The sequence below is a fragment of the Bacillus sp. PK3-067 genome (assembly GCF_056738645.1).
In genome coordinates this window covers 1,673,527-1,686,523 of the sequence record NZ_CP096490.1, presented here as the reverse complement: position 1 = coordinate 1,686,523, position 12,997 = coordinate 1,673,527, and the positions used below count along the sequence as shown (strand labels likewise).

The 12,997-nt window shown below is 33.9% G+C and carries 10 protein-coding genes and 1 pseudogene; 4 read left to right on the top strand and 7 right to left on the bottom strand.

The window, feature by feature from the left end:
• Window positions 1–93: 93 nt before the first annotated feature.
• Window positions 94–1,077 (top strand): ketoacyl-ACP synthase III, encoded by a 984-nt coding sequence (locus M1D73_RS08810; RefSeq protein WP_000555760.1) that lies wholly within the window; start codon window positions 94–96, stop codon window positions 1,075–1,077.
• Window positions 1,078–1,123: 46 nt separating this feature from the next.
• Here M1D73_RS08810 and M1D73_RS08805 read toward each other — a convergent pair whose 3' ends face one another.
• The gene (locus tag M1D73_RS08805; RefSeq protein WP_121868401.1) at window positions 1,124–2,398 is read right to left on the bottom strand and encodes an MFS transporter; all 1,275 of its coding nucleotides are present in this window, start codon (window positions 2,396–2,398) and stop codon (window positions 1,124–1,126) included.
• 174 nt (window positions 2,399–2,572) lie between these two features.
• Here M1D73_RS08805 and M1D73_RS08800 point away from each other — a divergent pair, with 174 nt between their 5' ends.
• The gene (locus M1D73_RS08800; RefSeq protein ID WP_000754355.1) at window positions 2,573–4,438 is read left to right on the top strand and encodes a leucine-rich repeat domain-containing protein; all 1,866 of its coding nucleotides are present in this window, start codon (window positions 2,573–2,575) and stop codon (window positions 4,436–4,438) included.
• A gap of 36 nt (window positions 4,439–4,474) precedes the next feature.
• Here M1D73_RS08800 and M1D73_RS08795 read toward each other — a convergent pair.
• The 3 genes and pseudogenes from M1D73_RS08795 to M1D73_RS08785 all read right to left on the bottom strand — a co-directional run bounded on the left by M1D73_RS08795 (window position 4,475) and on the right by M1D73_RS08785 (window position 7,755).
• Window positions 4,475–6,223: pseudogene (locus M1D73_RS08795) on the bottom strand (MFS transporter).
• A gap of 36 nt (window positions 6,224–6,259) precedes the next feature.
• Window positions 6,260–6,799, bottom strand: a complete 540-nt coding sequence (locus M1D73_RS08790; protein WP_000678333.1) for a PadR family transcriptional regulator — start codon at window positions 6,797–6,799, stop codon at window positions 6,260–6,262.
• A 152-nt stretch (window positions 6,800–6,951) separates the two neighbouring features.
• Window positions 6,952–7,755 (bottom strand): polyphosphate kinase 2 family protein, encoded by an 804-nt coding sequence (locus tag M1D73_RS08785; protein ID WP_000427315.1) that lies wholly within the window; start codon window positions 7,753–7,755, stop codon window positions 6,952–6,954.
• A 404-nt stretch (window positions 7,756–8,159) separates the two neighbouring features.
• Here M1D73_RS08785 and M1D73_RS08780 point away from each other — a divergent pair, with 404 nt between their 5' ends.
• Window positions 8,160–8,624 (top strand): hypothetical protein, encoded by a 465-nt coding sequence (locus tag M1D73_RS08780; protein WP_000823336.1) that lies wholly within the window; start codon window positions 8,160–8,162, stop codon window positions 8,622–8,624.
• Window positions 8,625–8,839: 215 nt separating this feature from the next.
• On the opposite strand, the gene M1D73_RS08775 is transcribed toward M1D73_RS08780, so the two are convergent.
• Window positions 8,840–10,102, bottom strand: coding sequence for an MFS transporter (locus M1D73_RS08775; RefSeq protein ID WP_121868402.1), 1,263 nt, complete (start codon window positions 10,100–10,102; stop codon window positions 8,840–8,842).
• A gap of 137 nt (window positions 10,103–10,239) precedes the next feature.
• Between M1D73_RS08775 and M1D73_RS08770 the strand changes: the two genes are divergently transcribed.
• Window positions 10,240–10,725 (top strand): 8-oxo-dGTP diphosphatase, encoded by a 486-nt coding sequence (locus tag M1D73_RS08770; protein WP_001134941.1) that lies wholly within the window; start codon window positions 10,240–10,242, stop codon window positions 10,723–10,725.
• Between the two features lie 29 nt (window positions 10,726–10,754).
• Here the strand turns inward: M1D73_RS08770 and M1D73_RS08765 are convergent, their stop codons facing one another.
• Both M1D73_RS08765 and M1D73_RS08760 read right to left on the bottom strand, forming a co-directional pair.
• Entirely contained in the window at window positions 10,755–12,380 is a 1,626-nt protein-coding gene (locus tag M1D73_RS08765) for a YndJ family protein (protein WP_121868403.1), read from the bottom strand.
• Between the two features lie 5 nt (window positions 12,381–12,385).
• Window positions 12,386–12,997: a DUF4166 domain-containing protein gene (locus tag M1D73_RS08760; RefSeq protein WP_000247278.1), complete on the bottom strand. Its 612-nt coding sequence runs from the start codon at window positions 12,995–12,997 to the stop codon at window positions 12,386–12,388.

Below are 12,997 nucleotides of genomic sequence, written 5' to 3'. Positions count from 1 at the left end.
ATTATCGTTTTAATACAACAAAAATCTTTATTGACATTTTTATAACCTAATATTAGTATCAGGTTATAAAAATAAAAGTTAGGAGATGTTCCTATGCATTCTAAATCTCGTATTACTGCAATTGGTACTTATGTTCCAGATCAAATATTGTCTAATAACGATTTAGAAAAGATGGTCCATACGAATGATGAATGGATTGTACAAAGAACAGGAATGAAGGAAAGAAGAATCGCTAGCGGCGAAGAATACTCCTCAAACTTAGCCATTAAAGCAATTGAAAATTTATGTACAACATATAAGAAAAACTTAGAAGATGTCGACTGTATCATTGTCGCTACTACTACTGCTGATTACGTTTTCCCTAGTGTTGCTTGCCAAATACAACAATACTTCAACATACCTCATACACTAGCTTTTGATTTAAATGCAACTTGTGCTGGTTTTACATATGGACTACACGTCGGTAATAGCTTAATCACTTCTGGATCACATGAAAAAGTACTTGTCGTAGCGACAGAGACATTATCTAAAGTTACTGATTATACCGATAGAACGACCTGTATTTTATTCGGTGATGGTGCTGGAGCTATTTTATTAGAAAGAGATGAAAACACCCCAAGCTTTATCGCTGCTCACATGGGAACAAACGGTGATGGCGGCATTCATCTATATAGAACAAACTTATCTACTACTATGAATGGCACACCACTGCAAACAAATGAAAAAATCGTTCAAAATGGAAGAGAAGTATATAAATGGGCAACACGCACAGTACCAAAAGGCATAAAAAATTTATTACATACCGTAAATATGCAAGTAGATGATATAGACTGGTTCATACCCCACAGCGCTAACTTACGAATGATCGAATCTATTTGCGAAAAATCTCAAATTCCAATACAAAAAACATTAACGAGCGTGGAATATATGGGGAATACCTCTTCAGTCACCATTCCACTCGCTTTAAATTTAGCTATAAAAGAAGGGAAATTAAATAACGGAGACACACTTTTACTATACGGATTTGGTGGCGGACTTACGCATTTAGGGCTTATTGTAGAGTGGAATTTAATTTAAGTGTATAAAAAGAGGTTCTAGTCAGTAACTAGAACCTCTTTTTCATTTAATTTCTTGCCCCTTTTCGAGACCATATCACAACAGGAATAAGTAATAACGCTAACACGCCTCCAGCCAATGACAATGCCGCATAACTTGAATTCGCTACTACCATACCTGACATTGCTCCACCAGAAGCTCCAGCTAGCGCAATAAAAACATCTATTTTCCCTTGTGTTTTAGCACGTGTAGACGGTGTTGTGGAATCAACGATTTGTGCTGTACCACTTATCAATCCGAGGTTCCATCCTAGCCCAAGTAAAGACAGAGCAACGATTAATAATAATAAAGAATCACTTGGCGCTATCGCAGCTATGACACCCGCTGCAAGTAAAATCACTCCACCAGCTATGCTCATTGTAGTTCGGCCAATTTTATCAATTAACATTCCTGTAACAAGAGATGGAAGATACATTGCACCTACATGAAAACCTATCAAAAGTCCTACTGCACTTAAACCGTGACCGTGGTGTCCCATATGAACTGGCGTCATCGTCATAATCGCAACCATCACTATTTGCGTAAGTATCATTACGATTGCTCCAACTGTAATACCTCGTTTATTTTCTTTCGCTTCTTCTATTATTGGTTGTCCTTTATATGTATGTTCCTGTTTATATCTTTCTATTATGTTAGCAATAATCAAAGGATCTGGACGAAGCATAACAAAAAGAACTAGACCCGCCAGTATAAATGCTGCTGCCGATAGTATGAACGGACCTGCAAGTTTAGGAACTCCAATTGAATGAGCAAAACTTCCCATTACCCCTACTAAATTTGGTCCTGCAACTGCACCGAAAGTCGTCATTACCATCGTAATACTAACAGCCGTTGCTCTCTGCTTCTTATCTGCTAAATCTGTACCTGCATAACGAGCTTGTAGATTCGTGGCTGTACCAGCACCATATATAAGTAAAGAAATAAGTAAAAGAATAATACTATTTGTTAAAGCTGCCATTACAACACCAATTGCTCCAAATCCACCTACTATAAACCCTGTTGCAAGACCTATTCGGCGTCCATATCGTTGCGAAAGCTTCCCTACTATGAAAGCTGCTAATGCCGATCCTAATGTAAACATAGCAGTTGGTAATCCTGCAAATGCATCTGTTCCAAGCATTTGTTGCGCAAGAAGTGCTCCCACTGTAATACCAGCAGCTAGTCCTGCACCGCCAAACATTTGTGAAATGCTGACGATTATTAACGTTCGTTTGTATAGTTTTTGTTGCTCTTCTTCTGTGTACACATGATTATCTATTAAAGCCCCTGCCTTATCTAGCAATTCCCCATCCTCCTTTTAAAATTAATCCCTCTTGTTAATGTACTATGTATAACGTTACATATTCAATGGCATTTTCCATTCCTTCCTTTCATTCTAAAAAACTTTCTGATCATACTCGACTTATCCCATGCTATATTAAAAATACTACTATTCACAATAGGCAAGGATGAAACAATGAAAAAAACAGTAGAATTATGTGAAGCTTGCAAACATGATCCAGTATATAAAATAGAAGAATCCGATCAAGCAAATCAACCTTATAAATTATGTAACCGATGTCATGAGCGTCTTATTTCGTTATCTTTACATCCTAAAGAATGGTACCACCTTGTAATGATTCACTCACCTTATAAATATTATTTGCATGATAGTTTTTATGAAGAAGATGGTAAAGCGAAGCAACCAAAATTAGAGATGAATGAGCACAAACTTACACCCGTGCCCACTTTAGAAGAAGTTCGCTCTAGTTTAGAGGAATTACTTGATTACACCATGACTAGATGGTTTCTTCAAGAAGCAGAAATTGAAGCTCTTAATAGGTACGATCAAAACGAAGTACTAGATGCTGTTATAAACCGCTTTTCAAACACAATGAATGGTGTAATTAAAACTAGATTACTTGAGATTGTTATATGTATACTAGGAGAATTCGCCTCAGATTGGATAAGAAAACTGTGGAAGGCATTTGATGAAGATTTACTTGCACCTCTTTCTCACGCTGCAGCTTATTGTTTACCATTTGAAGAAGCCTTTCCTTTAGTAATAGAAAGGCTAAAAACAGTATTAAAAAGTGAGCTTCCGACCACTTCCTTCATTTGTCTGCATTCTTTTCAATCCTCAGAAACATTAGATTGGATAGAGGAACATGCAGTATCATTTCATAACGATTGGGCGCGATTAGCTGCAGTATCACAACTAACTTGGAGACGAATTAAGTCTTGGCTAACAAAAGGACACCCTTTAAGTTTAATAGCACTTGATGCAATGGTTAGCTGTATACCTGCAAATGAAGATGTACTATATAAAATGGCTCCAAAAATTTTATTAGCAGATCCGTCAGAAATAAAGTCAACCTTAATAGCTTACAAACAAAGAGACAATGTTCCAACTGTCAAAAGAAGTGTTGAAACTATTTTAGAAAACAAGACAGAAATATTTCAATACATGAATCCTTTACAAATATCTATCAAAAAGAAACCACAAAACTTTTTAGTTATGGATGGCACAGTACAAATCCATGAAAACAGACTGGATGAATACGTAGACTTCATTAATACAAACAACTTTACTGATGTTTACATTAATGATTTTAGGTATAGTTTGCACCATATTAATTTTCTTGAACACTGCCCGCAAATTGAAAGCTTACACATTAGTAGTATATATATTACTGATTATTCAGCCCTATATAAATTAAAAAACTTAAAATCTTTATCACTAGAAGAACCACAAGTTCCACTAAACTTAACAGAGCTAGAAAGCTTTACAAATTTAGAGGAACTTCACATAAAGTGTAATAAAAACATTAAAGGCTTCGAATCTTGTCCTAACTTAAAAGAACTATACATTTGGAAATACAAACCGAAACAAAAGAACCTTGAAGAATTAATGTCTTTACAAAAAATTGAAAAACTAAGCATTACACAAGGGAACATTAATTCATTAAAAGGATGTAGGTCATTACCTAAATTAAAGCATTTAGAACTCAATTATTTAAGAAATTTAGAGCATATTGACGAAATTGAAAACAATGCTTCAACTTTAAAACACATCGAATTCGACCATTGCAGTAAGCTTAAAAACCACGAATATTTGCGCTATTTAACGGAATTAGAAACTCTCATCTTATCAAGTTGTGGTAACATACGAAATCTACAATTCATTAAAGAACTACAAAAATTAAAACATTTAAGCTTCGTGGATTCTACGATTGTAGACGGAAATTTAGAATCTTGCGTCGGAATTGATTTTGTTGGTTTTAATAATAAAAGGCATTATAGTCATAAATTTAAAGAATTAAATCCAGATTTTTCATACTAACGTAAGGAAAACAGGCTAATAGCAGCCTGTTTTCCTTTACGCTTCTTCTACTATCCTTCCCTTTCTCTTTTTACTCAAAGCTTTCCCTTCCCAAAACAACAAACTTACGAAAGCACAAATTAAAATAATTGGCACACTTGCTTTATATAAATCTGTAAAACTCATAGCCATCTGATTCTTGGCATAATGATTCACATCATTTGAAAATGTGAGTACCTCTTTCTTTATACTTTCCTCTTGTTTTTCAACTTCTTTTGTCACTTTCCTCATAACTTCTTCTCTTTTTACATCTCTATATTCTACTGGAACTTTTCTTAATATTTCATCCGTCTTGTCGCGAATCAATTCTTCCTTTTTCTCTTTACTTAATCCCATTGTCATTGCATTTTGTTTCTTATTTATATTCGACTCTAAACTTTGATTCTCTATTTTCTCTTTAGTCATTTGTAAAATTTCAGTTTGCTCAGTACTATTCACATGAATAGTACGCACCTTTTCTTCTGCATAACGATATACTTTTTCTTTATTTACAGTTAAATTGTGAGTTAAGTTAGAGACAAATATTGCGACTGCCAATACAATTCCGACTTGTCGTAACATTGATACAACACTTTGAGAAGCAGTTAACAATTCTCCTTCAAACGAAGACGCACTTAAAACTGTAATTGGCCCCACTACTAAACCATATCCAACACCTAATATCATACATGGAATAATAATTTCTATATTTGTTGAATGAACATCAATCATTTGCAACCAATAGTAGAAAAGCCCCATAACAAGAAATCCTGACAAAATAATAGTTACTTTTCCGAGTTTTTTAATTAAAGTTGCTGCAACTGGTGAGACAAAAAATATCATCGCTGAAATAGGTGTCACTAAAAAAGCCGCTTCAATTTCCGTTCGACCTTGTAGTTTCGTCAAGAACGTTGGAAGCAATACAGTAACTCCAATTAAAAATAAATTACTCAATATAACAACGATTGACGCTCCGACAAACATTCGATCTTGAAATAACTTTAAATTCACCATTGGGTTATGAATCTTTCGTTCTACTAAAATAAATAGAATAAGAGAAATAGTGCTAATTGCATAACAATACAAAGCAATATTACTTTACCATCCCCATGTATTACCTTTTACTAATATGAGAGTAAATGAAAAAATTGCTGTGCTACTTAATAGTAGTCCTATCCAATCTATTTTTGAGATAATACGTTCTTCATTTTTTATTTGTAGCATGATGCAACATAACACGATTCCTATTATACAAACCGGAACATTAACGAAGAACACCCATCTCCATCCTAAATTTTGCGTAATAATTCCACCTATTACTGGTCCCATAGCAGCTGACAATCCTTGTGTTACTCCTAAAATTGCAAGCGCAACATGCCTCTTAGCTAATGGCATAGCTGATACACCAATTACCATACTTGTTGGAAATAAAATCGCTGCCCCAATACTTTGTATAAAACGAGAAAAAATAAGAAAATCACCTGTATTAGCAAAAGCGCAAAGTACCGATCCACCACCAAAAATCACCAGACCCAGAATATACATCTTTGCTTTTCCAAAGATATCAGCTATCCGCCCTAACGGAATGGCAAGTACTGCAATCGTCATTGTATAAACATTTAATACCCAAGACATCTTTTCTAACGAAGTATTTACACTCGATTGTATTGCCGGTAAAGCTATATTCATAATTGTCGTATCAATCATACAAAGAAAGATACCTAGACACATTAAAAAGACAATCTTAATACCCTTTGATTGCTCCATCTTGATATACCCCTTTATTTGTTGTGAACGCGTTTTTCATTCTTCTGTTTTATTGTTTTCTTTCGCCTCTAACTCTTCTAATTTTTTCTTCAAAGTCTCCACTTGTGCACTATACGATGCAATACCTACATCTAGTGAAATTTCTTCGACGAAAGTAATACCTACTCTCCACTTTTCATATTTCAATCGAAGATCTGCAATGTACGCTTCTTTTCTTTCAATTTCATCTTTAATCCATTTTTTTATTGTTACATCATCACTATAGTTACCAAAATACATTCTCATTAAAAAATCCGAACGTAAAACATCCTTCTCTACAGGCGTCTGCATGTATTGATAAAACTCTTCACGTCCTTCATCTGTAATAAAGTACATTTTCTTATTCGGTTTCCCCTCTTGCATGACAACCTCTTTTTTTATTTTCCCTTCATTCTCCAATTGTCGTAACGTTGGATAAATCATTCCAAAACTTCCATCAAAAAAATGAGTAAATACGTCTTCAAACACAATTTTAATATCGTAACCAGACAATTCCTTTTCCATTAATAAACCTAAAACAACATCTCTTCCCTTCAAAGTAAACCCCCCACACATTATATAATCAATAATCATATTAACAATGTTAATATGATTATTGATTATATACCTTATTCTGTTAATTGTAAAATGTTTCTAAATAAAAAAGCCCCATAATTTGGTTTCACCAATTCACAGGGCCATTTTCTTTTTTACTCTTTCACACCTACATCTTGCAAAACTTCAATATCCTCTTTCATTTCATAATAATAAGAAGGCAATTCTATACCATGTTCTAAGAAATAATCCTCAATGAATGAAATAATAATTTTTAACGTTTTCACACGAGCATACAATTTATCGTTACTTTCAATAATATGCCACTTCGCATTTGGCTTACTTGTTTTTTCAAACATGTCTTCCATCGCTTCAACATATTCATCCCATTTTTCACGATTACGCCAATCTTCGTCTGTAATTTTCCATCTTTTCAAAGGATTTTTCTCTCTATCTTTAAATCTCTTTAACTGTTCCTCTTTACTTATATGGTAGAAGAACTTCCCCATTATGTAATGGTCATCTGTTAGTAGTTTTTCAAAATCATTAATCTCATCATATGCTCTCATCCACTCTTCCTTTGTAGCAAAACCTTCAACACGCTCAACTAACACACGACCGTACCATGAGCGATCAAAAATGGTAATTTGCCCGTACTGTGGAATTTTGCGCCAGAAACGTTGCAAATAATGGTAACGTTTTTCATGAGGTGCAGGCGCTCCAATTGGATCTACTTGGAACCCACGTGGGTCAAGATGTTCCGTCACCCGCTTAATTGCCCCACCTTTACCAGCCGCATCCCATCCTTCCATAACAAGCATAACCGCGATTTTTTCTTCTTTCAAAATTTGTTGTAATGCTAATAAGCGCCTTTGATATTTTTCTAATTTCTTATTGTACTTAGATTTTGATTCAATTTTTTTCGTTAAGTCTACTTTAGCAAGATGTCCATTTTCCATAAAACAAATCCCCCTTGTTGTATGACAATGTTATTTTAACATATTTTTGGCAATTTTTTCATATCCTAAAAAACTGTGTAGAAACATCTCTACACAACTTCCCTCTCTAATTTCACAATATACAAGCACATTTAACTACATTAAAATAAATAATTTATACGGAACTCTTAGTATATTTTTTTATTAAAACATAAAAATAGCCCTTTTAAAAAGGGTAGCAATCTAAGTATAGAAAAAACAAATTTATTCTTTCTTACTACATACGTAATTATGCCAGCTATAAGAGTAGTGAATAATATATTAATTCACTACTCACAATACCCACTTTACATTATATGGTATATTTACTCGTAAAAAGAAGATAATAACAAGTAAATCCATTAAAGAATGGGAGCTCTTAAAAAATGAAACGAAAAATATTAACTCTCTTTACGCTTATATGTTTAGCACTACCAATGCAAGCTAGTGCTTACACATTTCAGTCACTACCGATTGCGTCAAAGTCTAAACAATGGTATGTCGAAATTGATAAATCTCATAACTCAAACAAGCAAGCAATCCAGCCGAAACAAGGTGTATTTGATACGTATAGTTTACTCGTAAAAAACATCGGTCATGATGTATCAAACGTATCTGTGGAAATACTTGATAACAATCCTACCTCTAAGGCTACCTTTAAACCTACTACACCTAATGAAAATATTTCTAAAAGTCATACAAGCTTTGACTACATGGTATTCCCATTAGACTTTAATAGTCATAATTTTAAAGTTGTAATCACTTGGGAAGAAAAGAATTTCTCTTATAACGGCCATCCGGTAAATGAAGGTAAAAAAATGAAACAAACATTTGTATTTAATGAAGACTAAGTCCTAATTTCTTTAGGGCTTAGTCTTCTTTTTTGAAACCTGCTTGTATCGCTTCCGTCACTTCTTTTGTGATTTCTAATTTTGTTGCTTCCATACTAATTTTTTTGTGCCAAATGTGTATGGAAGGCTTTTCATTACAAAGATGTTTTATTAATACTAGTTGATTATATGCTAAGTTATTTTCTATATAGGTCTAGCCCTCTTTTCCCATATAATCAATTAAATCGACGAATACTCGGTACAGACAATGCTATTCCAATTGTTAAAATTACTAAACTAGCTAGTGTTATAATAGTTATCTCGCCACCTATGACAGTAGCTAACCAGCCTACAACTACGTATCCTAATGGCAATAAAGCAAAAGAACCCAACATATCAAGGCTTGCCACTCTTCCGAATGCTTCTTCTGGTACAAGCTCCTGTAAACTCGTTTCCCAAATGAGTCCAAATATCATCATGCCAAATCCTTCAATTGCCATTAAGAATATTAAAGCGGGTGCCCAAGAAATGAATGGCATAATTAATAAAGCAATGCCATTCATTAAAACACCTCCATAAGCCAGTAATCCTCTCTTATGCCACAGCTCTTTCCCACCAAATATTAATGCGGCAATTACAGCCCCACCACCAGAAAAGGCCATGCCAAGTCCATACACGTAAGCTTCAAAATGATGATGAACATTAAATAACCATGGAATTAATACGACGATAATGCCGGCATAACAAATATTTATAAAAGAAAAAACTAAAATTGTAATCCACAGCCACGGATGACTTTTTAAAACTAAAACACCTTCCATAAACTCTTGTTTGTAATTAAGCTTACTCTTTTCAATGGGTTTTACTTTTTTAAACTTAATTTCTTTTAAAAATAATAAACATAAAAATGATAATAAGTACGTTGCTGCATCTAGTCCGAAACCTATCCCTGCAGATGCAACCGATACGATTAACCCACCAAGTGCTGGCCCAATTAATCGTATACCTTGATTACTCATTTGAGTGAGTGCGTTAGCTGCATTACGAATTTCAGGGACGAATACTTTCGCCCTTACAGCAGAATATGCTGGTTGGAATATCCCTTCCATAAGTCCGTATATGGCAACGAGAATATATAAAATCGTAATTGTTAATAAATCCATAAATATAAGCGATGCAAGTAATAGCATTAATATACAGCGGATTATATCCGTAAATAACATTAACCTAACCCGATCAATTCGGTCTACAATTAAACCCGCAAACGGTAAAGCAAGAATATTAGGTAGCATGTACATTGCCATCGTCATCCCCATTACAACTGTTGAACCAGTTAATGAATACACAACAACTGGAAGTATGACCATAGTTATCGAACTACCTAAGGCCGAGAGTAATTGTCCAATCCATAAAAACTTAAAGTGCGTTGATACTTTAACTGGTAATAATAATTTTCCAATATAACCTAAATTTTTCTCCTTTTGTATTTCTCCTTGCATGTCTCTCCCCTCTTTTCGAATGACTATAGAATTTATAATATATAACTGGAAATTTATAACATTTCATTTCTGATTATATAAGAAACAATTATGTTATGGTAAAATTATCAAAAAAATATAAAGGAGAATACATCATTATGCCTCCAAATTCACATAACATCGAACATCAGATCTATACAATGTGTATGATCCAACGTAACAATGAAATTTTACTCATAAAACACCCCAGCCATCGAGGTTTCCCTGGCTACATCGCTCCTGGCGGCAAAGTAGATTTCCCCAAAAGTATCGTTCAAGCCGCTATAAGAGAAGTAAAAGAAGAAACTGGATTACTTGTTTCCAATTTAACTTTTAAAGGATTAGATGAATATGTCAATCCGAAAGGTAATGTTCGATATATGGTATTTAACTATTGGACAGACTCATTTGAAGGTGAACTTCTTTTGAATCCTCCTGAGGGTGAATTATTATGGATACCAATCGATACAGCACTAAAGCTACCTATGCAAACTTGGTTTAAAGAAAGATTCCCATTATTTTTTGAAACAGGCACTTTTGAAATTCAACGTGTTTGGGATAATGAGCTAAATAAACAAATTTCTATGACAATTACCCATACATAAAAAAGCTTGGAAACCCATCCAAGCCTTTCTTACTTCTGTGCAATTTTTGCAATCTTATAATGAATATGTAAAAATTCAAGTCCAAATAGCCACATGCTATGATGAGCTGTTAACATTTTATCCTTACCCTCTGTAATGATGAAAGTCTCTGCTAACGGTAAACGGATTGTTAAGAACCGAGTATGTAAATAAATCCCCTCATCTCCCTGGCCATTTTCTCTTAACTTACTAGTAATGATTAAATCATGATTATCATTATATAGTTTCAAAATACCAGTCATATTCGAATAAGGTAAAGGTAAGGCGATATTCATATATGTCTCATTCTTATTTGTATGCTTTGAATAAAGAGCTACAAAAATAGATTCACCTGCTTCATTTTTCCTTATCCAAGCCCTTACATTCTCTCTTCCATCTTTCTCATCTATTACACTAATGATAGAGCCATGCATCGTTTCCCAATTGCCGCCCATCCCTAAATGTATTTGTCCTACATGCTTGCTCATTTTCTCATAACAAAATGCAAATAGGCGGAACCAACGAGCCCATTTAATATTTGATTGCAACTCATACTCTGTTGTATTTTCATAAAAACGAATAATACTTAAAGGTACCTTCGTCACGTCAAATGACTCACTATGAAAGTCATTTACTTTATCGACTAAACCGTTGTATTCCTTACTGTCTACTAAATTGCCGCTATATAAAAAAGCCTCACCAATTGCCACACTTCCTCTTAATTTACTCATTGGTTTCCCATAGTATTTATAATTCGGAACACTCTTTTCGATCATCCAGCCGACAAATGCCGGTAACGCTACTCCAATTCCGTTGACAACACCGTGAATCCAAACCATTTGAGCAATTGTAATCGTCATTACATGCTTCAAATTTCCGTATGAATATATAAGTGAGAACATAATTGTAACCATGAGTGTACTAGACGAAACGATTAGAAGAATCTTTGCACTGATAGCATTAAATTTTGCTCTCCAAACGTAAAATCCATACCCATAAATCGCACATAAATATAGGAACACTGCAAAAAATTCAAATACTCTTGAGTATGTAATTCCTATTGCAACTGTCATAGGTGAAATCATGATGATAAACATAATAGCATCATATACTTTACTTCTCTTTTCTCTTTTTCTCCCTATTAAACCAGTTGATAATGGCAATAGAAACGCCGAATAATGAAAATGCGCTGCTGTGAGTAAAACAATGTCAGAGCTAAAATGCATAATTGAAAGTTTTGCTACTGAAGCAAAAAACCAAAAACCACCTAAAAACAAATAAATAAACGCACTATCTATGGCGATCTCTTCTAACGGCTTCCATCCTCTTTCTAGCAATCTACTTACACCAAATAACGCAACAATTCCTGTATATACAAACCAAACTAGCGCAAATACATTGTAATTTGTGACGAAAGCTAGCATTGCACAAATTGCTGCGATTGGATATAAAAACGATACGAATTTATAAAATAATAAATACGATCCATCTCTTTTTCTTTTATCAATAATACAAAGTGACATTGGTATAAATAATAAAACAGATAATAATATAATTGCTTCAACAGGATTTATATTCAACCACTCATATATTAGAAAAACAACATAACAAGCAAGCCCAAATATTATATTTTTCATATCGTTTATTTCCTTTCCACAAATGTTCCCTTATATGAAAAAAGCGAGCCAATTAACGGGTTTCGTACTTGTACATGAATTCGAAAACACTGTAGTGTTGCATCATAACTTTCAACAATTTTTGCTTCACCATACAAAAATTTTGGTAACGGCATTTTTCTTCCAAACATATAAAACCATTGTTTCTTTGAAGAAATATGCATTGCCCCTAACTCATCGATATGAAAATGCAGTGTAGAAACGAGTAAATGTGGTTCGCCAAAATAATCTACAATTTCATTTTCGTTTCCATCCAATTGCATAACTGCATTAAAATATCTTTTCTTATTATGAAAATAAAAAGTACGGTTCCACCTTACTAATTCTTGTCCATATTCATCTCGCTCAGCTATGTTTTGTATCGTAAATGGAATTTCCTCTCCTCGTTCCGAGAAAAACATTCGAAACTTCGATGCAATTTTTAATATAAATTTCACGAAAAAAGAGCCACCGTAAATTTCATCCATCTTTCCTTCACCTGTAAAACTATTCTCTTCTGTAATCGCATAACGCTTCTGCAATTCAGGATGAAGATTTTTATAGGTATCCCCTAATAATCGTTCATATATATTAACCAT